The sequence below is a fragment of the Azospirillum endophyticum genome (assembly GCF_016595245.1).
In the GTDB taxonomy this organism is placed as follows: Bacteria; Pseudomonadota; Alphaproteobacteria; order Azospirillales; family Azospirillaceae; genus Azospirillum; species Azospirillum endophyticum.
This window is the reverse complement of record NZ_JAENHM010000044.1, coordinates 314615-336149: the sequence shown is the minus strand read 5'-3', so window position 1 is coordinate 336149 and position 21535 is coordinate 314615. Positions and strand designations below refer to the sequence as shown.

Genomic DNA, 21535 nt, shown 5'->3' with positions numbered 1-21535 from the left:
CCATGGCGGCGGCCCTCTCAGGGCTTGATGTAGGCGTAGTGGTCGCGCGCCTGCAGCTCGGTGATGCGGACGACGCCGGAGGGCGTGAACTCCGCGTCCATCACGAACTGGTCCTTGTTCAGGTTGCGCCGCTTGATGGTGATCTCGCACACCTCGAAGTGGACGCCGCGCCCCTTCAGGTCGGAGATCAGCGGGGCATAGTCGATGTTGTTCTTCTGGTCCTTGGCGCCTTCCATCAGCAGGTCGATGCCCTCGGCGTGGGTGACCACGCGGATCTCGGTCTTCGGTGCCACGTCCAGATGGTTGCGGATGTTGCGCAGCGCCTTGGTGCCCTGCTCGGCGGCGTTGTCGATGTGGTAGACGACCTTGTCCTGGGCCAGCGCCGGGGCGGCGCCGGCCAGGATGAACAGCATCAGCAGGGGGGCCAGGAAACGACGAACGCTCATGGTCTGAGCCTTTCCGGTTCGGAGCTGGGCCAAGCCGTCAGGCGGCAAGGCCGGGGTTGCCGTCCACCCCCTTCAGGGTCGGCAGGTTGAGCTGCGGCGGCGCCACCGTCTTGCGGGCGCGCAGATGGCGGGCGACGAGGTCCCAGACCGGCTCGCCGCCGGCCGCCTTCGCCTCCTCCGCGACCGGCGCCCAGCCGGCGACCTTGTAGCTCTTCGACGCCTCCAGCGGCTGGCCGTTCAGCGTCATGTCCTGGATGCGCCGGCCGGCCGGGGCGGCGGGGTCGCAGGCGTAGGACAGGCCGCCGACGCGCACCATGTCGCCGCCCTGCTGGTAATAGGGGTCGGGGTTGAACAGGTTGTCGCAGACATCCTCCAGCACCGTCTTGATCTGCTCGCCGGTCATCCGGTTCAGCGTGACGTAGGGATAGGTGATGGCGGTCTGGTCCAGCAGGTTCTCCATGGTGATCGGCTGGCCGGGCAGCAGCGTGGTGCCCCAGCGGAAGCCGGGGGAGAAGGCGATCTCGGCATCCTTCTCCGCCATCAGCGCGTCGAGGATCAGCTGGTCGAAGCTGCCGTTGAAGTTGCCGCGCCGGTAGAGCGTTCCTTCCGTCACCGCCAGCGTCTCGCCCAGCCTGGCCTCGTAGGGGGCACGGACGCGGGTGATCAGCGCGTCCATCTCCGGGTCGGCGGGCAGCAGGGTGGCGAAGACCGGCATCAGCCGGTAGCGGAAGTCGGCGACCCGCCCGCCCGTCACCTGAAGGTCGAGCACGCCCAGGAACTTGCCGTTGGAGCCGGCGTTGGTGACCAGCGTCTTGCCGCCGGGGTTGGCGACGATGCTGGGCGCCGGCATGCCGTCATGGGTGTGGCCGCCGAGGATGGCGTCGATGCCGCGGACGCGCGACGCCATCTTCAGGTCGACGTCCATGCCGTTGTGCGACAGCACGACGACCACCGCGGCGCCGGCGGCACGGGCGGCATCGACCGTCGCCTGCATCTCCTCCTCGCGGATGCCGAAGGTCCAGTCGGCCACCATGTAGCGCGGGTTGGCGATCGGCGTGTAGGGGAAGGCCTGTCCGATCACCGCGACCTTGACGCCGTTGACGTCGCGCAGGGTGTAGGGCTTGAAGACGTCGTCGCCGAAATCGGCGGTCTTGATGTTCTGGGCGACGATCTCGATCTTGCCGGCGAAGTCCTTTTCGGCGATCTCCTTCACGCGGTCCTGGCCGTAGGTGCATTCCCAATGCAGGGTCATGATGTCGACGCCCAGCAGCTTGGCGGCCTCCACCATGTCCTGTCCCTGAGTCCACAGCGCGGTGCCCGACCCCTGCCAGGTGTCGCCGCCGTCGAGCAGCAGGGCGCCCGGCCGGTTGGCCCGCACCCGCTTGACCAGCGTCGCCAGATGGGCGAAGCCGCCGACCTTGCCGTACAGCCCGGCGAGATTTTCGAAGTCGAGACAGGAGTAGGCGTAGGCCTCGCGGCTGCCGGCCTTGAGGTTGAAATGCTCCAGCAGCCGGCTGCCCACCAGATGCGGCACCCGGCCGGCCATGCCGCCGATGCCGAGATTGACGCTCGGCTCGCGGAAATGGATCGGCTTAAGCTGGGCATGGCAGTCGGTGATGTGCAGAAGCGAGACGTTGCCGAAGGCCGGCGCGTCGTAGACCGCTTCCGCCGCCGCCTCGGCGCGGGCGAGGCCGGCGCCGGGCAGCAGCAGGCCGGCGGCGTTGGCGGCGGCCAGGACGGTGAGGAACTCGCGGCGGTTCATTTCGCAGGCCCCGTTTTGGCATTGACCGGCGAGGCCGGGTCGAACAGCAGGGCCATCAGGTGCTTGATCTGCGCCTCGGCCAGGATGCCCATATGGCCGGCGCGCGGCATGTTGGAGCAGGCGTTGAGCGATTTGGCGTTGTAGATCTTGGCCCAGGCCGCCTTCATCGTCTCCTCGTCGCCGCCGCGCAGCGCGCCGTATTGCAGCAGGCTGGGGCCGATGGTGCCGTAGGAGATCTCCGCCGGGCTGATCTGGTGGCAGTTGTAGCAGTTGCCGCCGTTGGGCTCGCCCGGCTTGTCGGTCCACGTGTTGCCGCGGCCGCTCTGGGCGATCTTCTCGCCTTCCTTCCAGTCGCCCAGCCATTTGCCGTCCGACGGCCATTTGACCGTCGCCATGTTGGCGGCCTCGATCCGCTGGCGCTTTTCCGCCGCGGCCGGGCTGGCGGCGGCCTCGGGGTCGGAGCAGAAGGCCTGCGTCTCGTCCTGGGTCAGGCGGTCGACCTTGGCGATGCCCTTGTCCTTGAAGCTGGCGGCCAGCATGCGGGTGAAGGCGGCATCGTCGGCCCCCGGTCCCCAGGACGGCGCGGCCTTGCCCTGGGCGAGCGCCGGGCCGGCCAGCAGCAGGGCGGCAATGGCGGCAAGGTGGGTCATGGCGTTTTTCATGGCGGTCTCCCTCAACGCTTGATCCCGGGCGTCTTCATGGTTTCCCCGCTGGCGTTGGCCGCCATGTACATCGACAGCGCGATGGTCGCGTCGGAGGTGTAGACCGGCTCGGGGAAGCGCTGCTGGCGGAAGCAGTCGTTCAGGCGCCACTGCATCGACCACATCTGGCCGGCGCTGACCCGGTAGGCCGGCCAGCTGCCCCAGCCGGCCGCCGCGCCCTTGGTTCCCGGGATGTAGGGCAGGTCCTGGAGACGGATGCGCGTGCCTTCCTGGCCGTGGCAGGTGGCGCAGGAGAAGTCGTAGGGACCGCTCTGATAGTAGAACATCCGCTTGCCCAAATCGTACATCGCCTGTTCCTTGGGATGCTTGGGCGCGACGGCGATGGCGTCGCCCTTGGACTGGCCGGAGACATAGGCGGCGAGCGCGATCATCTCCTCCTTCGGCGGGGCGGTGAAGGCGGACTCGACATAGGGTTTCGGATCCTTGCCCTGCAAAGTCTCCATGCAGGTCAGCAGGCGCGACTCCAGATCCTGGACGCGGTCGGTGTCCTGGAAATGGCGCGGCAGCCGGGCATAGGCGCCCTTGACGACGCCGGGGCCGAGGCCGAGGTCGCATTGCTCCAGCGAGGCCTTCTTCGGGCCGGCCGGCGTCTTCCACAGCTCCTCGCCGGTCGCCTCGTACAGTTCGGCCGGGTTGCCGTCCTGCAAGGCTTCGCGATATGCCTCGATGCCCTCCTGCGCCGCATCCTTCTGGGCGTAGGCCGCCGTCGCGGCCACTGCCGACACCGCAAGGAACGCCGCAACCCCGACGCTTACACGATCCACCATGTCTCCCCCCTCCCATCCTCTCGTTCTTGTCCGCCCCCGCCGGCCCGCCCCTGCCGGCTTGAGCGGCGCCGCGTCAGGTGCCGACTTCTCAAGTCACGGCGGCCTCGTCGGTGCGGGTGTCGCCCCGGTTGTCGACCCAGGTGACGGAGACCTTGTCGCCGGCCTTGCCGCCCTTGACCTTGAAGGCGAGGTAGGGGTTCTTGGAAATCGACGGCCCCCATTGCGCCTGCATCACCGTCTTGCCGTCGAGCTTGGCGGTGATCTCGTTGATGAACCAGGCGGGGATGACCGTGCCGTTGGCGTCCTTGCGCTGGCCGGTCTCCATCTCGTGGCTCATCAGGATCTTGATCTCGGTGACGCCGTCCTTGGCGGAGGCGCGGATCTTCATCGGATTGCCCATGATCGTGCTCCTTTCCCGTCCGCTCAGCCGCCGCAGCCGCCGAGCGTCACCTTGATTTCCTTGGCGGCGGCGTAGAATTTGCCGTCGGCCTTGACCAGCACCATGACGTTGGAGGTCTGTCCCATCTTGATGCGGGCGGTGACTTCCGGAATGGTGTCCGGCGCCATGTCGAAGGCGGCCGCCAGCATGTTGGGGTTCTTTTCCACCAGGATGGCGATGCGTTCGGTGTTGGGCAGCCGGCTGATCGCCTGGACCGGAACCACCGCCCCGTTCTCCGCGATGTCGGAGGCGACGATCTGCACGTCGCCGCTGTTGGCCGGCGCGCCGGCACCGAGCGCCTTCAGCGCGTCGTCCATCGTCTTGGCGTCGAAGGCGGGCTTGTCCCAGTTGGCGAAGGCCGCCTGCGGCACCACGAATCCGGCCGCCGCCAGCGCCCCCAGGAACGTCAGCACCTGACGCCGTTCCATCACTGCCTGTGTCATGTGAGATGCTCCTCCTCGGTCTCGTTACTTCTGCGGCGCGCCGGACAGGATCCAGGCGACCAGGGTCTTGGCGTCGTCGATGCTCAGATCGTCCTGCGGCGGCATCGGCACGGCGCCCCAGGCGCCGTCGCCGCCTGCCTTGACCTTCGACACCAGCGCGTCGGCCGTTTCGTTGCTGTTCTTGCCGCGGTAGCGGGCGGCGATCTCGCTGTAGCTCGGGCCGACGACGCGGGTGTCGACCGCATGGCAGGACAGGCAGCCGGACTGTTCGGCCAGCGCCAGGGCGGGGGAGGGTGCCTCCGCGGCGGCCGTGTCCGGGCCGGTGCGCTGGCCGCGGACCGGGCCGATGAGGCGGTTCTGCTCGGCGATGTTGCCGTGGGCGCCGCGGGCGTGCTCCGGCAACTGCGAGGCCAGTTCGGCCTTCGGCTTGCAGTTCGTCATGCAGGCGGCGTTGGCGGTGTCGGGCTTGGCCGCCATGCCGGGGAAGTCAGGGCCGGGCCAGAGCGCGTGGGCGGTGGTCATGCCGTCGCGGTTCGGCATCCGCTTCTGCACGTCGCGGATGGTCGCGTCGGTCAGGGTGTAGTCGTCCGGCACGATCTCCGCGAGGTTCAGCAGATAGGCCAGCACGGCATAGACGTCGTCGTCGCTCAGCGACTTCGGCGCGTTCCACGGCATGGCGCGGCGGATGTAGTCGTAGAGGGTGGAGACGGTGGCGACCTTCATGAAGGTCGTCCGCGCCGGGAAGTCGGTCCGCTTCAGGGCGGCGACATGGCCGGTCTTGATATCCTCGGCGGTGGTGCCGCCGACCAGCGGGTTGAAGACGCTGTTGCTCTCACCGAAGGTGCCGTGGCAGCTGGCGCATTTCTCCTCCCAGATCTCCATGCCGCGCGACACGGTGCCGGAGCCCTTGGGCAGCCCGGCGAAGTCGGGACCGACGTCGATGTCCCAGGCCTTGATCTCGGCCGGGGTCGCCGGGCGGCCGACATTGGCGAAGCCGTCCGCCAGCGCCGGCGCCGTCCAGGCGAGAAGGGCACCGACGGCCGAAGCGAGCAGCGCCGCTTTACAGGATCTGGACATTGTTCACGTCCCCGCTTTCGGCGACCTGCCAGGTCTGGATCGCGTTGTTGTGGTAGATCGACCGTGTGCCGCGCACCGCGCGAAGCTGGCCGTAGGCGGGCTGGACGAAGCCGGTCTCGTCGGTGGCGCGCGATTGCAGCAGTGCCGGGCGGCCGTCCCAGTTCCAGGCCAGGGTGAAGCGGGTCAGGCATTTCGACAGGACGGGCGTCTGCAGGGTCGCCTGGCTCCAGTTCATGCCGCCGTCGGTCGAGACGTCGACCCGCTTGACCGCCCCGCGGCCCGACCAGGCGAGGCCGCTGATGGTGAAATATCCCTTGTCCAGCAGGGTCTGGCCGCCCGACGGGCTGGTGATGACCGACTTGCATTCCTGGATCGAGGTGTATTGCCGGTGCTGGCCGTCGGGCATCAGGTCGATGTAGTGGACCGCCTCGTCCTTGGTGGCGTAGGGGCGGTCGCCGACCTCGATCCGGCGCAGCCATTTCGCCCAGGAGACGCCCTGCACCCCCGGCACCACGAGGCGCAGCGGATAGCCGTTCTCCGGCCGCAGCATCTCGCCGTTCTGGCCGTAGGCCACCATCACCTCGCCGGACAGCACCAGCTCGATCGGGATGGTGCGGGTCATCGACGAGCCGTCGCCGCCCTCGGCGAGGACGAATTTGGCGGCCTTCAGGTCGGCGCCGCAATCCTCCAGCAGGGTGCGCAGCGGCACTCCGGTGAATTCGCTGCACGACAGCATGCCATGGGTGTACTGCACGGTGGGAACCGCGACGTTGCCCCATTCCATGCCGGTGTTGGCGCCGCATTCGATGAAATGCATCCGCGACACCGGCGGCAGGCGCATGATGTCGTCCATCGTGTAGACCTTCGGCGTCTTCACGAAGTCGGGCCGGGCGCCGTTGACCATCAGCCGGTGCCGGGTCGGGTCGATGTCCTGCCAGCCTTGGTGGTGCCGCTCGAAATGCAGGCCGGAGGGCGTGATGATGCCGAACAGCCCCTGCAGGGGGGCGAAGGACACGCTGGCGGCCGGCACCTGGGTCAGGCCGGGGCTTTGCCGGCGCACCAGGGCGCGCTCGTGCTTCGACGGCTGGCCGTAGGGATTGGCCGCCACCGGCAGCCCCAGGCTGCTGCCCCAGGGGGTGGGGGTCAGGATGTTGGGGTCGCCGTCGCCGGCGACGGTGGTCGCGGCAATGGCGGCACGGCCACCCAGCGCCGCCGCGCCGGTGGCGGCTGCCGCCGCCAGGAAGCTGCTGCGCAGGAAATCGCGCCGTCCCTTGCCGACCTGCCGGATGTCGTCGGCGGTCAGGAAATTCTCGGGCGCCCGCCGCAACCGGCCGGCCCGGATATCCGCGCTGGAGATGTCCGCGCCGGGGACAAGCGGATCGGTTCGGGGAGTCGCCTCTCCCGTTGGCCGCAAATTGCTCATGTCCGTCTGAATTCCTTCCGGTTCGCTGCCGGTGTCCTTGTCGCGCTTATGGTACGTGCAGCGAACAATTGCCGCTACCGGGACGATTCCGGTTGGGACCAAGGGAAAACCCTTGGTTTCGGACGGCGCGCAGCTCCGGCATGGTCCCCGGATTTGGGGGAGGCGGTCTGCCAGCCCGATTGCCGGTCAACCCGAGGCTTGTGTCGGGGATTTTCCGGAACGCGACCGGCGACCGGCGGGCCATGAGTCCAGCGCCTGCTCCGCCACCTCCTCCAGCAACTCGCGGCTCATCCCGGCTTTGGCCTGGACCGCGATGCCTTGGGTGATCGTCATCACGAAGGCCGCCAGCGCATCGGGTTTGGCCGTCCTCGGAAGGTCGCCTTCCGCCTTTGCCCGTTCGAAGCGCTCGCGAAGCCGCTCCCGACCGGCGGCCCGGAACTCGGCCAGCATTTGCCGTATGGGCTCCGCCTCATCCGAGGCCGCGACCGCCCCGTTGATGCCCAGACACCCCATCCGGTCGGGGTAGCGCGTGTTGTGCTCGACGGCCTTGCGCAGGATATGGGCAGCGACCTCGCGCGCCGTCGGGAGCTGAAGCGCCTCCGGGATATAGTCCAGATACAGCTCGTCGTAGCGCGCCAGCACCTTGCGGAAGAGTGCCTCCTTGTTGCCGAAGGCGGAATAGAAGGCAGGCCGCTCCACGCCGGCCGCTTCGACCAGATCCGCGTAGCTCGTGCCCTCGTACCCCTTCCGCCAGAAGACGGACAGGGCGGCGTCGAGAACCTTTTCCACGTCGATCTCGCGATGGCGGCCCATCCGGTCATCCCCGCAATTTTGATAACGATCATTATAATATGCTTGACGGCCCGCGTCCAGATTTTGTAACGATCGTTATCGTAACGATCGTTACTGATTATCGTCTCGTCGGCGGCGGCAGGTCCGCCGTGGCGCGCCGGACCACTCGAGAGGGGATATGGGCATGTCGGATGATTTGAAGGGGAAGGTCGCGCTCGTCACCGGCGGCTCCCGCGGGCTTGGCGCGGCGATTGCCGAGGCGCTTGCCGACCGTGGAGCGGACGTCGCAATCAGCTATGTCGCCTCCGCCGGCAAGGCCGAGGCGGTCGTCGGGAAACTGAAGGCGAAGGGCGTGCGCGCCCTCGCGATCCAGAGCGATCAGGCGGACACGGCAGCCGCCAAGCCTCTTGTCGAGAGGGTTGTCGCGCAGTTGGGCAAGCTCGACATCCTCGTCAACAACGCTGCGATCGTCGCCAAGGGCCAGTTGCTCGGGGATCCCGATCTCGACACGGCGCCACTCGACCGTCAGTGGCAGATCAACGTCATGGGTGCGGTGGCGACCACCCGCGCGGCGGCGGCGGTACTTTCCGACGGTGGGCGGATCGTTTTCATCGGCTCCCTCAACGGCACCCGTTCCCTGGTACCGGGGGTTGCCGACTATGTGGGAACGAAAGCGGCCATCAACGGCTATGCGAAGGGAGCCGCGCGCGACCTCGGCCCACGCGGCATCACCGTCAACGTCGTCCAGCCCGGCGCCATGCCGACCGACATGATGGCGGAAGTCTTCGGCAACACGAATGCTCCGGATGCCTTCCTGGATCTCCACCCCATCCGCCGGATCGCGACGGTCGGGGAAGTGGCGGCAGTCGTCTGCTTCCTGGCGGGGCCGGATGCCGGGTACATGACCGGCGGCGTCATCGACGTGGCGGGCGGCCTCGGCATCTGACCACGCAAGGCCGTCACACGCAACGCAGTGATCGGCGATCACCATCCCAACAGGTTAGGACAGGAAATGACCAACAGCTTTGGCGCCAAGTCGACCGCCGACGAGGTTCTCGCCGGTGTCGATCTCAAGGGAAAGCGCTTTCTGGTGACGGGGACGGCATCGGGCATCGGCCGGGAAACCGCCCGTGCCCTGGCGGCACGCGGCGCCGGCATCGTCGGTACGGTCAAGGACCCGGCCAAGGCGGAGGCCGCCACGGCACAGGTCCGCGATGCCGCCTCGCAGGGCGGCGGCAGCCTCGAATTGATCGAACTCGATCTCGCGTCATTGCAAAGCGTGCGCTCCGCTGCGGAGAAGCTGCTGGCGGACGGCCGCCGTTTCGATGCCATCATTGCCAACGCCGGGATAATGGCGACGCCTGAAGGAAGAACGGTCGACGGCTTCGAAACTCAGTTCGGGACCAATCACCTCGGTCATTTTGCTCTCCTCACCCGAATCGAGCCGCTGCTTGTCGACGGTGGACGCTTGGTGGTGCTGTCGTCCCAGGCCCATCGCGTGGCCGATGTCGACCTCGAGGACCCCAATTTCGAGCGGCAGGCGTATGAACCCTTCCTGGCTTATGGCCGGTCGAAGACCGCCAACGCCTTGTTCGCCGTCGAATTCGATCGTCGGCATCGGCGGCGCGGGATCCGTGCCGCGTCGGTGATGCCCGGGAACAGCCTCACCAACCTCCCCCGCCATTTTTCCGAGGGAGACCTGCAGGGCCTGTTCGCGACGGTGGCCGACGCTCGTGCCGAGGCGGGGCTTCCGCCGGCGGAACTGAAGGACATCGGGCAGGCCGCCGCAACGACGGTGTGGGCGGCGGTCGTCGCCGACAAGGACGTGATCGGCGGCAAGTATCTCGAGGATGTCGCGATCGCGACCGTCAACGACACCCCCAATCCGTTCGCCGACGGCGTGCGATCCTATGCCCTGGATGGGGACAGGGCGCAGCGGCTCTGGACGAAGAGCGAGGAACTGGTCGGCACCGCGTGAGACGGCCTGCCGCGGCCCCGTCAGACCCGGTCATTCGGGAATGAGCGCCAGCCGCGCCAGTTCGGCGACGGATCGGGTCCCCATCTTCTCCATCACCATCTGGCGATGACCCTCGACGGTCTTGACCGAGATCGACAGCGCCGTCGCGATCTCCTTGTTCTGCCGGCCGTCGAGAACCAGGGCCAGCACCTCGCGTTCCCGGCGGCTCAGCTGAGCCAACCGGGCCTCCACCGCCTCGCGCCCGGCGCTGCGCGCCAGCACCTCGCGGCTCTTGCGGATGGCGGCGTTGACCGCGTCGAGCAGAGCCTGGTCCTTCCAGGGCTTTTCGATGAAGTCCTCGGCCCCGCCCTTCAGCGCGGCGACGGCCAGCGGCACGTCGCCATGGCCGCTGACCATGATGACCGGACGTTTGCACCCGCGCTCCTTCAGGTGGCGCAGCAGCTCGATCCCGCTCATGCCGGGCATGCGGACGTCGAGCAGGAGGCAGCCGGGCCGCAGCGGCGGGCGCAGGTGCGGCGAGGCGAGGAAGGCTTCGGCCGACGCGTAGCTTTCGCAGGCGATGCCCATGGACGCCAGCAGATACTGGACCGAACTGCGCATCGCCTCGTCGTCGTCCACCACCAGAACCAATGGTGACTCGGTCATGTGTCGATCTCCTGAACGGGCGATGACGGGACGGCGCTCCCGGGATTGTCCCCACTGCCGTTCCCAGGGCTATCCCCTGCCACGGGCGGCAGGATGAAGCGGACGGCCAGCCCGTGCGGCGCCCCCGGCACCGCCCAGATGCGGCCGCCATGGCGCTCGACGATGGTGCGGCAGATCGACAGGCCGAGGCCGAGGCCCCCTGGCTTCGTGGTGAAGAAGGGCTCGAACATCCGCCGCCTCGACTCCTCCGGGGCGCCGGGACCGGGATCGCGCACCTCGATCATCACCATGCCGGCGGACAGCCCGGTTCGCACCACGATGTCGCCGTTCCCTCCGCTCCGCGTCGCATCCACGGCATTCTGCAGCAGGTTCAGCAGCACTTGCTGAAGCTCCACCTTGTCGGCCTTGACCGGGGGAAGCCCGTCGCCCGGCTCCGCCGTGATGGACAGCCCGGACTCCGGCGGTGCGCCGAACAGCGACAGTGTCTCCGCCACCACGGCGTTGACCGACAGCGTGGAGCGCTGGGCGCCGCGGCGGCTGACGAAGCCGCGGGTGCGCTGGATGATCGCGGCGGCCCGCTCGGCCTGTTCCGCCACCGATCGGGCACCGGATCGCAGCATCGCGAGGTCGGGCGACGGCGTGTCCAGGAGGCGGGTCATGCCGCCGGCGAAATTGCCGATCGCCGCCAGCGGCTGGTTCAGTTCATGGGCGATGTTGCTGGCCATCTCGCCGACGATGCCGAGGCGGGAGAGCTGGTCGCGCTCCTCGCGCAGGCGGACGGCGATGGCTTCGGCGCGTTCGCGCTCGGCGATCTCACGTTCGAGTTCGCCGGTGCGGCGGCGGACGAGAACCTCGACGCGGGCGGCGTGGACGATCCACCACAGCACCGCCGCCGCCGCGACCACCAGCCAGTGCCAGTTCCGGCGCAGAACCTCCTCCAGGGTCGGCGGAGTCTTCGGATAGGGGCCGATGTGCAGCTTGCGGAACAGCTCATGCACCGAGGTGTAGTCGAGCGAGGCGGTCCAGCTCGGCCCGTCGGCCATCTGCCCGTCCGCCGCCGGCATGGTCAATAGCGCCGCGGCGACCCGGCGGGCCAGGTCGCGCGGCGTGTGCGCCAGCCGGGCGAAGGGCCAGTCGGGATAGAGCCTAGACGAGACCCGGCAGGGCAGGTCGGTCGGCAGCTTTTCCCCGACCACGGCGAATTCGTCCGGCGCGACGCGGCCCTGTGCCGTCATTTCCTCCAGCAGGCAGGCGCGCAGCACCCCGGCGTCGGCGCCGCCGCTGCGCACCGCCGCCACCACGCTTTCCATCGGAAAGCCCGTCGTCGTCAGCTCCGCCAGATCGGTGAAGGGACGGATGCCGGCCTCCTCCATCTCGCGCCACGCGATCTGGAAGCCGCCGAAGGCGTCGGTCGAGACCACCGCCAGCCGCTTGCCCTTCAGGTCGGCCAGCCCGCGGATGTCCGTCCGGTCGGCGCGGCGGATGATGGTCGATCCGACCGCGGCGATCGGAACGTCGGGCGAGCCCGACTCCAGCGTGGCGATCCGCGTCACCGCGAAGCGCGCCTCCAGCGTGACGTAGCTGCCGGGGTTGGTGATGACGAAATCGACCTGCCGGTCGGCGACGGCCAGCACCATGCCGGCAAGGTCGAGCGGTTGCATGACGAAGCGGTGGCCGGGGATCGCGCGCTCCAGATAGGCCAGCGTCGGCTCCCAGTCGCGGGCGGCCCGCTCCGACCCGCGATAGGCGAGCACGCCGACGCGCACCGTGTCCGGCTCCGCCCGCGCGGTCGACGCGCAGGTCAGCGCGACACAGGAAACAATCAGCCACTTCCGCATAATCGCCAGCATAGCCCGAAGGATCACGGGCGGGCTACGGCATCATGATCGCCGGCGGTTATCTGCCGTCCGTGGGCTTGGCCGGATGCTGCTTCAACCAATCCTGAAGCTGCCGGATCTCCTTCGACTGGTCGTCGATCAGCTTCTGAGCCATGGCCTTCAAATCGGGATCCTTGCCGTATTGAAGCTCGACACGGGCCATGTCGATGGCTCCCTGGTGATGAGGGGCCATCATCTGCGCGAAATCACGGTCGGCGTCGCCGGTCATCGGCTTGCCGCGCATGTCCTGGTTCATCGTCCGCATGCTTTGCATATAGGCGCGGGAAGCCGGATCCTTGGCCATGTTCCGAGCCCGTGTTCCGGCATGGTGCATTCCTTGCCCCGGCTTCATGCCCTGGCTTGCGTCCATATCGGGACCGCCGGCCGGGGCGGTGGTCGGGCCTTGTGAAGCCGGCGGGGACTGCTGGGCCGTCGCGCTTCCGGCGATCAGCATCACTGTCAGGGCCAATGGGGCGACGATGCTGCGGACTCGCTGAGCTTTCATGGTGCGTTCCTCCTGTTGGGCCGGGCCGGTCCGCGGATTTCCGCGATCGATGCGGCGACGGCTTGGCGGCCACGTTAACGCATGACATAAGTAATTACTAATAAACAGCGCGCACCGTCGGAGGTTCCGCCGATGCCCGCACCCGCCCATCCGGGCAGGGTTCGCGCACCATTCGCCGGCTCCTTTCGGCGGAGGGGTGAATATCGTCCGACGGGGAAACATGGCATGCTGGTCGATGCCATGCAGCCGCGGCACACCTGCGCCGGCTGGCTGCTTGTTGCCGCTGATGCGTTGCTTCTCAAGGAGATGCAGCATGAGAACGGTTCTGGCACTGGCACTCATCGCGCCCGCTCTCCTCCTGGCCGGACCCGGCGGGTCAACCGACCTGCACCGATTCTGGGAACAGACCTGTGGCGATTGCCACCGGCATGCCGGGGATTTTGCCCGGCGATACCTGACCGTGAGGGATGGCCGGTTGGAGGGCGGCCATCACAAGGACGATCTTCTCGTCTTCATGGGGCATCATTATCTGCCGCAGGACCTGGTGCAGCCGATGTACGAGATGCTGCTCGCCCAGGCGACCACGTCGCCGCGCTTCAAGGAGCGGTGCGGACGCTGCCACGAAAGTGCAGCCGATCTGGCGCGTGAGACCCTGGTCATCCGCGACGGCATGCTGCTGGGTCGCGAGAGCGGTCGTGCCGTCGCCGAATTCCTGCCGCGCCATGCGAAGCTGGGCTTGACGGCGGAGGAAACGGCGTTCTTCGTCGATCTGCTGACGCGCGTCGAACGGGAGGTCCATTCCGGCGGATGAATGCGGCGCCGGGCCGCGGCGTGGTGATCGAATGCCAGCCATCCGCGCCAGTGCGACGGACGAGAGCGAGCGGCCGCGCTTGGGTGGCGGTGCCCGGTACGGTTGCTCGCACGACATTCGAGCCGGCAATATATTAGACAATCATGTATTCTGATGGGGTGCCGACGGCCGCCGACCCATCGGCGGGATTATCCGGGGGAGCAGATCACATGGCACCGCTGGCAGACACGGGCCCAAGCGTCTCCTCGCCGGCCGCCCTTTTACCGGCTGACGTCCCGTGGCACGCGCTGGACGCCGCCGTCGCGGCCGAACGGCTCGACAGTCCGGCCGAGGGGCTGGACAGCGCGGAAGCGTCGGCGCGGCTGGCGCGCTTCGGTCCCAACCGGCTGACCCCGCCGAAGCGAAAGCCGGCCTGGATGCGGTTCCTGGCGCAGTTCAATAACCTGTTGATCTATGTGCTTCTCGCTTCCGGAACCGTCGCGCTGCTGCTGCGGCACTGGACGGATGCTGGCGTGATCTTCGGCGTCGTGCTGGTCAACGCGCTGATCGGCTACATCCAAGAGGACAAGGCCGAACAGGCGATGGAAGCGATCCGCAACCTGCTGTCGCCCCAGGCAATGGTGCTGCGCGACGGCCATGCCGTGACCGTGACGGCGGAGGCGCTGGTGCCGGGCGACCGCGTCTTCCTGGTTTCGGGCGACCGGGTTCCGGCCGACCTCCGGCTCGACCGGACGAAGGGGCTGCTGGTGCAGGAGGCGGCGCTGACCGGGGAATCCGTTCCCGCCGCGAAATCCGCCGCCGCCGTTGCTGCCGATGCGGCGCTCGGCGACCGCGGCGGCATGGCCTATGCCGGGACCATGGTCGTCCAGGGGCAGGGCGGCGGTATCGTGGTGGCGACCGGCGATGCGACGGAGGTCGGACGCATCGGCCATCTGCTGGCCTCCGTGGTGCCGGTGGCGACGCCGCTGCTGGTGGCGATGGCGCGGTTCGGGCGCTGGCTGACCGGCGGCATCCTTCTGCTGGCGGCGGTCACCGTCGCCTTCGGCCGGCTGGTCCATGGCGAACCGTGGCAGGACATGGTGCTGAGCGCGGTCGGGTTGGCAGTGGCGGCGATCCCGGAGGGGCTGCCGGCGGTGATGACCATCACCATGGCGGTGGGCGTGACCCGCATGGCCCGCCGCAACGCCATCATCCGCCATCTTCCGGCCGTGGAGATGCTTGGCTCCGTCCGCACCATCTGCACCGACAAGACCGGCACCCTGACGCGCAACGAATTGCTGGTGACCGATATCGTCACCGCCGACGCCGCCTATCGGGTCGGCGGCAGCGGCTATGCGCCGGAGGGCGAGATCCGCTGCGGCTCCCGGTCGATCGATCCCGCCCGGGAGCCACTCCTGTGCGATTTGGCGCTTGCCGCCCTGCTGTGCAACGATGCAGCGCTGCACCGCGATCCGGGCGGGGAGTGGCAGCTGGCCGGCGACCCGACCGACGGCGCGTTGCTGGCACTGGCGATGAAGGTGGGATTGGACCCGGCTGCCGAAGCGGGACGATGCCCGCGCCGCGACGCGCTTCCCTTCGAATCCGAACGCCAGTACATGGCGACCCTTCACCACGACCATGCCGGCCACGGCATCCTGCTGGTGAAGGGCGCGCCGGAACGGGTGCTGGCGCTCTGCGAGCGGGAGCGTCGTGGGGGCGGCACCGCGCCGCTGGACAAGGAGCGTTGGACCGCCCTGACCGCCGGGCTGGCAGGGCAGGGGCAGCGGGTCCTGGCACTGGCGATGCGCCGCACGCCGGTCGACGTCTCCGAATTGATCGCCGGGGATCTGGGGGAGGAGGGGCTCGAACTGCTGGGCCTCTGCGGCCTGATCGACCCGCCGCGGGAGGAGGCGCTGCGCGCGGTCGCGGACTGCCGGCAGGCCGGGATCACGGTGAAGATGATCACCGGCGATCATGCCGCCACCGCCGCCGCCATCGCACGGCTGTTCGGGCTGCCGGACGGCGTCACCAGCGGTCCAGAGCTGGACCGGCTCGACGAAGCCGGATTCGCCGCAGCCGCCCGGGCCAACAGCGTCTTCGCCCGCACCACGCCGGAGCACAAGCTGCGCCTCGTCGCGGCGCTGCAGGCGGCGGGCGACACCGTCGCCATGACCGGCGACGGCGTCAACGATGCCCCGGCGCTGAAGCGCGCCGACATCGGCGTCGCCATGGGCCGCAACGGCACCGAGGCGGCCAAGGAGGTGGCGGCGATGGTCCTGGCCGACGACAATTTCGCCTCGATCGTCCATGCGGTGGAGGAGGGGCGCACCGTCTACGACAATCTGCGCAAGACGATCCTGTTCATGCTGCCGACCAACGGCGCCCAGGCGGTGGTGATCCTGCTGGCCGTGCTGTCCGGCACCATCCTGCCGATTACCCCGGTGCAGATCCTGTGGGTCAACATGGTGACGGCGGTGACGCTCGGGCTGGCGCTGGCCTTCGAGGCGCCGGAACCCGGTGTGATGGCCCGTCCGCCGCGCCCGCGCGACGAACCGATCATCGGCGGCCGGCTGGTGCGGCGGATGCTGGTGGTGCTGGCGCTGCTGGTGGCGTCCAGCTTCGGCTTCTTCCATTTCCACCGGCTGCAGGGTGACGGGATCGAGGAAGCGCGGACGATCGCCGTCAATGCCCTGGTGGTCGGAGAGATCTTCTTCCTGCTCAGCGCCCGCGGCCTGGGCGGACAAGGCGGAAGCTGGACCATGCTGCTGTCGGGCTTGGCCGGCAGCCGGCCGGTCTGGCTGTCCGTCGTGCTGATGACGGCGCTGCAGCTGGGCTTCACCTATGCGCCGCCCTTGCAGGCCCTGTTCGGCACCGCCCCCGTCGGGGGCACCGCCTGGACGGCGATGATCGCCACCAGCGCCGGACTGTTCGTGCTGATGGAGGTAGAAAAGCGGCTGTGACGATCTTGCCGGCCCATTTGTTCAAAACCTTTTCGAAGGCTTGAGAAATTCAGTGCATATTTTCCATAATACAGCTTATGTGTCGGAATCTCTCCGGTCATGCCTGCGCGGTCGGACGGATGACGATCTCGCCCAGTTCGACATCGGCGGGTTGCTCGATCGCGAAGGCGATGGCCCGGGCGACGGCCTCCGGCGGGATCGCCGTCTCCGCCACTCTCTCGACGATCGTCTGCCTGGTTGCCGCATCGCGGATGGACCCGGCGAAGTCCGTCCTGACCATTCCCGGCGAAACCGCGGTGACGCGAAGCTTCGGTCCGGCCTCCTGCCGCAGGCCCTCGGTGATCGTCCGCACCGCGTTCTTGGTCGCGGCATACACCCCCTGGGTCGGCACGATCTTCAGGCCGGCGGTCGAGATCACGTTGACGAAATGTCCGGCTTCCTGCCGCCGGAACACCGGCAGCGCCGCGGCGATGCCGTAGAGGACGCCCTTCACGTTGACGTCGATCATCGCCTCCCAGTCATCGACCGCGATGTTGTCGAAGGGGGCGATGGGACCGATCCCGGCGTTGCTGACCAGAACGTCCAGCCGCCCATACCGCTCTCCCGCCAGCGACACCAGCGCCTCCAGGTCCCCTCGCCTGCTGACGTCGGTGGCGATTCTGACGGCCTCGCCGCCCCTCGCCTCGATGGTGTCCACCAACGCGTCCAGCCGGTCCAGCCGACGGGCGCCGAGCACGAGCCGTGCCCCCCGCTCCGCCAGCAGCAGTGCGGTCGCGTGCCCGATGCCGCTGCTGGCCCCGGTGATGGCGACGATCTTTCCGTCGATTCCCATTGTTTCGCCTCGCAGTCCTGTGGTTGAGGCCTTCAGTTTTGCGCGGCAGGCCTGGATGGTCTATGCTTGACGCTCCATGATTTCGTCGCAACCGTCCAATTCTCCGCTCAATTCCGCAGCCGATCCGTTCTCGGACGTCCTGTCCCTGCTCCAGGTCCGCAGCATGCGCTGTACCCGGCTGGAGGCCGGCGGGGCCTGGGCGCTGGCATTTCCCGGACGCTCACGCCTGAAGTTGGTGGCGGTGCTGCAGGGGCAATGCTGGCTGCTGCTGCCCGACCGTCCCGCGCATCCTCTGCAAGCCGGCGATCTTTTCCTGCTCAGCGACACTCCCTACAGCGTGGCGAGCGATCCTGACCTGCCGGCGGCCGACGGCATGGCGCTTTTCCCGGATCACGGACAGGACACGGTCCGCCTGGGCGATGGCGGCACGGTCATGCTCGGCGGCGGGCTGGTCTTCGAGGAGACCAGCGCCTGGCTGCTTGTCGAGGCTTTGCCTCCGGTGATGCCGATCCCGGCCGACCGTCCGGCGGCGGCGGTTCTGCGCAGTATGCTCGAACTGCTGGACCGGGAGATGAGGCAGCCGCAGATCGGCGGCGCGATGGTGGCGCGCGGGCTCGCCGCCATCGTCATGGTCCAGGCCTTGCGCGCCTATGTGGCCGACCATGGCGAGGAGAGCGCCGGGTGGGTCGGCGCGCTGACCGATCCGCGGATCGGCCGCGCCCTGACCCTGATGCATGGCGAGATCGCCCGCTCCTGGACCGTCGCCGCGCTTGCCTCGGCCGCCGGCATGTCCCGATCGGCTTTCGCCTCCCGCTTCCGCCGGCTGGCCGGGGTCGCCCCGCTCGACTATCTCAGGCGGCTCCGGATGGAACGTGCCCGGGCCGCCCTGCGCCATGGCGGAATCCCCGTCGGGGATCTGGCGGCGGCGCTCGGCTATGCCTCGGAAAGCGCTTTCGGCCATGCCTACAAGCGCGTCTTCGGGCATTCTCCCCGGCAGGAAGGCTCCCCGGCAGGAAGGCGTGCCGGTGCCGGCGCGTCTCACGATACCAGGTGACAGGCCACCCGGTGCGCCCCACCCGTCGCCGATCCGTGGGGAATGAGCGGCGGCGCCGTCTCCCGGCAGATCGGGCGGGCCATTGGGCAGCGGGGATGGAAACGGCAGCCGGCAGGCGGGTTCAGCGCGCTCGGCGGATCGCCGATGGGCAGCACGCGCGTGGTCCTGGCCCCCGGTGCCGGGATCGGTGCCGCCGACAGCAGCATCCTCGTATAGGGGTGCTGCGGGTCGGTGAACAGCCTCTCGCACTCCGCGATCTCGACGATGCGCCCCAGATACATCACCGCCACGCGGTGGCTGATGTGGCGGACCACGGCCAAGTCGTGGGCGACGAACAGATAGGAGAGGCCGAACTCCGCCTGCAGATCCATCAGCAGGTTGACCACCTGCGCCTGTACCGAGACGTCGAGCGCCGAGACCGGCTCGTCGCAGACGATCAGCTTGGGCTTCAGCGCCAGCGCCCGCGCGATCCCCAGCCGCTGACGCTGGCCGCCGGAGAATTCGCCGGGAAGCTTGGCCATCGCCTCCGGCCGCAGGCCGACCTTGGCGAACAGCCAGGCGAGCCGGTCGCGGAGCGCCCCCGGTCCGCGCCAAGCCGGATCGGCGAAGTTGCGCATCGGCTCGGCGACGATCTCGGCCGCCGACAGGCGCGGGTTCAAGGAGGCGTAGGGATCCTGGAAAATGATCTGCATGTCGCGGCGGTGCGACCGCATCCGCGACGGAGCCAGCCCCAGCAACTCCTCCCCCTCCAGCCGGACCGAACCGGCGGTGGGTTCGATCAGCCGCAACACCGATTTGCCGGTCGTGGTCTTGCCGCAGCCGGACTCCCCGACCAGGGACAGCGTCTCGCCGCGGTCCAGGGCGAAGGACACCCCGTCCACCGCCTTGACGCCGCCCGCCCTGCCCCGCCCGGCCTTGCCGCCGACGAGAAAATGCTTGGTCAGATCCGACACCTCCAGAAGCGGCGGTGCGGACGGCGTGGCCGTGCGTCGCGGATTCGGCTGCGGTTCTGCTTGCGGGCTCGTGGGCGCGATCATGGGCGGGATCATGGGCGGGCTCCGGCGTGGCGGTGAAGGACGACGGGCTGGTGACGGGCCGGCGCGGCCTCGAAGCAGGCGACGCCGTGACCGGTGGCCGCGCCGGTGAAGTCCGGCGTCTCGCGCCGGCAACGTTCCGTGGCGAGCGGGCAGCGCGGGGCGAAGGCGCAGCCGGTGCCGAGTTCCTGCGGCGCCGGAACCATGCCGGGGATCTCGGCCAGCCGCCCTCCCCGTCCCTGGAGTGACGGCATGGAGGCCATCAGCGCCCGGGTGTAGGGATGCAGGGGGCGCTCGAACAGGTCGGCGACGGACGCCTCCTCCACCTTGCGGCCGGCATACATCACCACCACCCGGTCGCAGCATTCGGCCACCACGCCCAGATCATGGGTGATCATGACGATCCCCATCCCCAGCTTCGCCTGAAGGTCGCGCAGCAGCTCCAGGATCTGGGCCTGGATGGTGACGTCGAGCGCGGTCGTCGGCTCGTCGGCGATCAGCAGGTCGGGATGGCAGGCCAGGGCCAGGGCGATCATCACCCGCTGGCGCATGCCGCCCGACATCTGGTGCGGGTACTCGCCGGCCCGCCGTTCCGGATCGGCGATCTGCACGAGCCGCAGCATCTCCACGGCGCGCTGCCACGCCTGTCGCCGGCCGATTTTCTGGTGCAGCGTCACCGCCTCGGCGATCTGGCGCCCGACGGTCAGCACCGGGTTCAGCGAGGTCATCGGCTCCTGGAAGATCATCGAAATGCGGTTGCCGCGGATCCGGCGCATCTCGCGTTCGGACAGGCCGAGCAGGTCGGTGCCCTGGAAGCGGATCTCGCCGCCGGCGAAGCGGGCCGGCGGCGTCGGCAGCAGGCGCAGCACCGACAGGGCGGTGACGCTCTTGCCGCAGCCGGACTCGCCGACGATGCCCAGCGTCTCCCTGGCCTCCAGCCGGTAGGACACGCCGTCGACCGATCGTACCGTGCCGTCCGGCGTGTCGAAATGGGTGCGCAGGTCGCGGATGTCCAGCAGGGGCGGCCGGCCGGCTTGGTCGGCCTGCGGGGATGGAACGGTCATGGCCGGCTCCTAAAGCTGGCGGGAAAGGCGGGGGTCGAGCGCGTCGCGCAGGCCGTCGCCGACCAGATTGACGGACAGCACGGTGGCGGCGAGGAACAGGCCGGGGAACAGCACCGCATGGAAGGCGACGGCGACGAAGTTGCGGCCGTCCGCCATCATGGTGCCCCAGCTCGGGATCTGCGGCGGCAGGCCGACCCCGAGGAAGGACAGCAGCGCCTCGGTCAGCATGGCGGTGGCGGCGATGAAGGTGGCCTGGACCACCAGCGGCGTTACCATGTTGGGCAGCACATGGCGCCACAGGATCACCGGAAGGCGGGTGCCGAGCGCGCGTGCCGCCTCGACATATTGCTGCTCGCGGAGCGACAGCGCCAGCGAGCGGACCAGCCGCACGACCCGCGGCACCTGCGGCACGGTGATGGCGACGATCACCGTGGTCAGGCTGGCGCGCGTCACCGCCATCAGGGCGATGGCGAGCAGGATGTCGGGGATCGCCATCAGCCCGTCCATCAGCCGCATCACCAGCCCGTCGGCCCGGCGGACGAAGCCGGCGGCCAGCCCCAGCAGGACGCCGGCCGAGGTCGCCAGCACCGCCACCGTCAGGCCGACCACCAGCGAGGCCCGGCCGCCCCACATGACGCGGCTGAACAGGTCGCGGCCGAGCGCGTCGGTGCCGAAGGGATGGGCCGCCGACGGCGGAGCCAGGCGGGCCAGCGGGTCGAGCGCCTGCGGATCGTGGGTGGCGATCCATGGGGCGGCCAGCGACAGCCCCGCCACCAGGACGAGCAGGACGGCGCCCAGGATCAGGGGCGGATGCTTGCGCATCCAGCGCCGCCGCCGGGCGCTCCGCCGGGCGTGGCGCTCTGTGGCGGCGGGGGCGGCCGACGCCGGAGCCGGAGAGGTCATGGTCATGCGATTCTCCTGGAGG

21 protein-coding genes are annotated in these 21535 nt (G+C 68.9%); 5 read left to right on the top strand and 16 right to left on the bottom strand.

The genetic code is table 11. The features are described 5' to 3' along the window. Positions 1-17: 17 nt before the first annotated feature. The 9 genes from JHL17_RS14855 to JHL17_RS14815 all read right to left on the bottom strand — a co-directional run bounded on the left by JHL17_RS14855 (position 18) and on the right by JHL17_RS14815 (position 7892). Positions 18-446, bottom strand: coding sequence for a DsrE family protein (locus JHL17_RS14855; RefSeq protein WP_200194262.1), 429 nt, complete (start codon positions 444-446; stop codon positions 18-20). A 37-nt stretch (positions 447-483) separates the two neighbouring features. Next, positions 484-2208, bottom strand: a complete 1725-nt coding sequence (soxB, locus tag JHL17_RS14850; protein WP_200194261.1) for a thiosulfohydrolase SoxB — start codon at positions 2206-2208, stop codon at positions 484-486. After that, positions 2205-2870, bottom strand: a complete 666-nt coding sequence (soxX, locus tag JHL17_RS14845; RefSeq protein WP_200194260.1) for a sulfur oxidation c-type cytochrome SoxX — start codon at positions 2868-2870, stop codon at positions 2205-2207. The genes soxB and soxX overlap by 4 nt, the downstream gene beginning before the upstream one ends. A gap of 11 nt (positions 2871-2881) precedes the next feature. Further along, positions 2882-3697, bottom strand: coding sequence for a sulfur oxidation c-type cytochrome SoxA (soxA, locus tag JHL17_RS14840; RefSeq protein WP_200194259.1), 816 nt, complete (start codon positions 3695-3697; stop codon positions 2882-2884). A gap of 88 nt (positions 3698-3785) precedes the next feature. Beyond that, entirely contained in the window at positions 3786-4097 is a 312-nt protein-coding gene (gene soxZ, locus JHL17_RS14835; protein ID WP_200194258.1) for a thiosulfate oxidation carrier complex protein SoxZ, read from the bottom strand. A gap of 23 nt (positions 4098-4120) precedes the next feature. Then, positions 4121-4579 carry a thiosulfate oxidation carrier protein SoxY gene (soxY, locus tag JHL17_RS14830; RefSeq protein ID WP_200194257.1) on the bottom strand — a complete coding sequence of 153 codons (459 nt, stop codon included), beginning with the start codon at positions 4577-4579 and terminating at the stop codon, positions 4121-4123. Positions 4580-4603: 24 nt separating this feature from the next. Then, positions 4604-5656, bottom strand: coding sequence for a c-type cytochrome (locus JHL17_RS14825; RefSeq protein WP_200194252.1), 1053 nt, complete (start codon positions 5654-5656; stop codon positions 4604-4606). After that, positions 5640-7079 carry a sulfite dehydrogenase gene (gene soxC, locus JHL17_RS14820; protein ID WP_200194251.1) on the bottom strand — a complete coding sequence of 480 codons (1440 nt, stop codon included), beginning with the start codon at positions 7077-7079 and terminating at the stop codon, positions 5640-5642. Before soxC ends, JHL17_RS14825 begins: the two co-directional genes overlap by 17 nt. Before the next feature lie 186 nt (positions 7080-7265). Continuing rightward, entirely contained in the window at positions 7266-7892 is a 627-nt protein-coding gene (locus tag JHL17_RS14815) for a TetR/AcrR family transcriptional regulator (protein ID WP_200194250.1), read from the bottom strand. Positions 7893-8055: 163 nt separating this feature from the next. Between JHL17_RS14815 and JHL17_RS14810 the strand changes: the two genes are divergently transcribed. Next, on the top strand, positions 8056-8817 hold the full coding sequence (locus tag JHL17_RS14810; protein ID WP_247893542.1) for an SDR family NAD(P)-dependent oxidoreductase: 762 nt from the start codon (positions 8056-8058) through the stop codon (positions 8815-8817). Positions 8818-8883: 66 nt separating this feature from the next. Continuing rightward, the gene (locus JHL17_RS14805; RefSeq protein ID WP_200194247.1) at positions 8884-9849 is read left to right on the top strand and encodes an SDR family NAD(P)-dependent oxidoreductase; all 966 of its coding nucleotides are present in this window, start codon (positions 8884-8886) and stop codon (positions 9847-9849) included. Between the two features lie 30 nt (positions 9850-9879). Here the strand turns inward: JHL17_RS14805 and JHL17_RS14800 are convergent, their stop codons facing one another. The 3 genes from JHL17_RS14800 to copM are packed head-to-tail and all read right to left on the bottom strand — an operon-like array spanning position 9880 to position 13191. After that, positions 9880-10494 carry a response regulator transcription factor gene (locus JHL17_RS14800; RefSeq protein ID WP_200194246.1) on the bottom strand — a complete coding sequence of 205 codons (615 nt, stop codon included), beginning with the start codon at positions 10492-10494 and terminating at the stop codon, positions 9880-9882. Beyond that, positions 10491-12344: a sensor histidine kinase gene (locus JHL17_RS14795; protein ID WP_247893541.1), complete on the bottom strand. Its 1854-nt coding sequence runs from the start codon at positions 12342-12344 to the stop codon at positions 10491-10493. Before JHL17_RS14795 ends, JHL17_RS14800 begins: the two co-directional genes overlap by 4 nt. A gap of 46 nt (positions 12345-12390) precedes the next feature. Further along, entirely contained in the window at positions 12391-13191 is an 801-nt protein-coding gene (copM, locus tag JHL17_RS37035) for a CopM family metallochaperone (protein WP_247893540.1), read from the bottom strand. Between copM and JHL17_RS14785 the strand changes: the two genes are divergently transcribed. Together JHL17_RS14785 and JHL17_RS14780 are read left to right on the top strand one after the other, a co-directional pair. Next, positions 13190-13687 (top strand): hypothetical protein, encoded by a 498-nt coding sequence (locus JHL17_RS14785; protein WP_200194245.1) that lies wholly within the window; start codon positions 13190-13192, stop codon positions 13685-13687. The two genes, copM and JHL17_RS14785, sit on opposite strands and share 2 nt — an antisense overlap. 209 nt (positions 13688-13896) lie before the next feature. Next, positions 13897-16626 (top strand): HAD-IC family P-type ATPase, encoded by a 2730-nt coding sequence (locus JHL17_RS14780; RefSeq protein WP_200194244.1) that lies wholly within the window; start codon positions 13897-13899, stop codon positions 16624-16626. Between the two features lie 97 nt (positions 16627-16723). Here the strand turns inward: JHL17_RS14780 and JHL17_RS14775 are convergent, their stop codons facing one another. After that, positions 16724-17458, bottom strand: a complete 735-nt coding sequence (locus JHL17_RS14775; RefSeq protein WP_200194243.1) for an SDR family oxidoreductase — start codon at positions 17456-17458, stop codon at positions 16724-16726. A gap of 76 nt (positions 17459-17534) precedes the next feature. Between JHL17_RS14775 and JHL17_RS14770 the strand changes: the two genes are divergently transcribed. Then, positions 17535-18512 (top strand): AraC family transcriptional regulator, encoded by a 978-nt coding sequence (locus JHL17_RS14770; protein ID WP_200194242.1) that lies wholly within the window; start codon positions 17535-17537, stop codon positions 18510-18512. Here the strand turns inward: JHL17_RS14770 and JHL17_RS14765 are convergent. From JHL17_RS14765 to JHL17_RS14755, 3 genes are read right to left on the bottom strand one after another with little or no spacing between them, the layout of a single operon-like run. After that, positions 18497-19549, bottom strand: a complete 1053-nt coding sequence (locus JHL17_RS14765; protein WP_200194241.1) for an ABC transporter ATP-binding protein — start codon at positions 19547-19549, stop codon at positions 18497-18499. The two genes, JHL17_RS14770 and JHL17_RS14765, sit on opposite strands and share 16 nt — an antisense overlap. 8 nt (positions 19550-19557) lie before the next feature. Continuing rightward, positions 19558-20610 carry an ABC transporter ATP-binding protein gene (locus JHL17_RS14760; protein ID WP_200194240.1) on the bottom strand — a complete coding sequence of 351 codons (1053 nt, stop codon included), beginning with the start codon at positions 20608-20610 and terminating at the stop codon, positions 19558-19560. Positions 20611-20619: 9 nt separating this feature from the next. Continuing rightward, positions 20620-21519, bottom strand: coding sequence for an ABC transporter permease (locus JHL17_RS14755; protein WP_345773818.1), 900 nt, complete (start codon positions 21517-21519; stop codon positions 20620-20622). Between the last annotated feature and the right edge of the window lie 16 nt (positions 21520-21535).

What these genes read in the sequence shown, in the direction of transcription:
- copM (WP_247893540.1), bottom strand. Translation starts at nt 13,191, where the DNA reads ATGCTGCATCTCCTTGAGAAGCAACGCATCAGCGGCAACAAGCAGCCA.
- soxX (WP_200194260.1), bottom strand. Translation starts at nt 2,870, where the DNA reads ATGAAAAACGCCATGACCCACCTTGCCGCCATTGCCGCCCTGCTGCTG.
- JHL17_RS14785 (WP_200194245.1), top strand. Translation starts at nt 13,190, where the DNA reads ATGAGAACGGTTCTGGCACTGGCACTCATCGCGCCCGCTCTCCTCCTG.
- JHL17_RS14815 (WP_200194250.1), bottom strand. Translation starts at nt 7,892, where the DNA reads ATGGGCCGCCATCGCGAGATCGACGTGGAAAAGGTTCTCGACGCCGCC.
- JHL17_RS14795 (WP_247893541.1), bottom strand. Translation starts at nt 12,344, where the DNA reads ATGCTGGCGATTATGCGGAAGTGGCTGATTGTTTCCTGTGTCGCGCTG.
- JHL17_RS14755 (WP_345773818.1), bottom strand. Translation starts at nt 21,519, where the DNA reads ATGACCATGACCTCTCCGGCTCCGGCGTCGGCCGCCCCCGCCGCCACA.
- JHL17_RS14825 (WP_200194252.1), bottom strand. Translation starts at nt 5,656, where the DNA reads ATGTCCAGATCCTGTAAAGCGGCGCTGCTCGCTTCGGCCGTCGGTGCC.
- JHL17_RS14800 (WP_200194246.1), bottom strand. Translation starts at nt 10,494, where the DNA reads ATGACCGAGTCACCATTGGTTCTGGTGGTGGACGACGACGAGGCGATG.
- soxC (WP_200194251.1), bottom strand. Translation starts at nt 7,079, where the DNA reads ATGAGCAATTTGCGGCCAACGGGAGAGGCGACTCCCCGAACCGATCCG.
- JHL17_RS14810 (WP_247893542.1), top strand. Translation starts at nt 8,056, where the DNA reads ATGTCGGATGATTTGAAGGGGAAGGTCGCGCTCGTCACCGGCGGCTCC.
- soxB (WP_200194261.1), bottom strand. Translation starts at nt 2,208, where the DNA reads ATGAACCGCCGCGAGTTCCTCACCGTCCTGGCCGCCGCCAACGCCGCC.
- JHL17_RS14765 (WP_200194241.1), bottom strand. Translation starts at nt 19,549, where the DNA reads ATGATCGCGCCCACGAGCCCGCAAGCAGAACCGCAGCCGAATCCGCGA.
- JHL17_RS14855 (WP_200194262.1), bottom strand. Translation starts at nt 446, where the DNA reads ATGAGCGTTCGTCGTTTCCTGGCCCCCCTGCTGATGCTGTTCATCCTG.
- JHL17_RS14770 (WP_200194242.1), top strand. Translation starts at nt 17,535, where the DNA reads ATGATTTCGTCGCAACCGTCCAATTCTCCGCTCAATTCCGCAGCCGAT.
- soxA (WP_200194259.1), bottom strand. Translation starts at nt 3,697, where the DNA reads ATGGTGGATCGTGTAAGCGTCGGGGTTGCGGCGTTCCTTGCGGTGTCG.
- JHL17_RS14805 (WP_200194247.1), top strand. Translation starts at nt 8,884, where the DNA reads ATGACCAACAGCTTTGGCGCCAAGTCGACCGCCGACGAGGTTCTCGCC.
- JHL17_RS14780 (WP_200194244.1), top strand. Translation starts at nt 13,897, where the DNA reads ATGGCACCGCTGGCAGACACGGGCCCAAGCGTCTCCTCGCCGGCCGCC.
- JHL17_RS14775 (WP_200194243.1), bottom strand. Translation starts at nt 17,458, where the DNA reads ATGGGAATCGACGGAAAGATCGTCGCCATCACCGGGGCCAGCAGCGGC.
- soxZ (WP_200194258.1), bottom strand. Translation starts at nt 4,097, where the DNA reads ATGGGCAATCCGATGAAGATCCGCGCCTCCGCCAAGGACGGCGTCACC.
- JHL17_RS14760 (WP_200194240.1), bottom strand. Translation starts at nt 20,610, where the DNA reads ATGACCGTTCCATCCCCGCAGGCCGACCAAGCCGGCCGGCCGCCCCTG.
- soxY (WP_200194257.1), bottom strand. Translation starts at nt 4,579, where the DNA reads ATGACACAGGCAGTGATGGAACGGCGTCAGGTGCTGACGTTCCTGGGG.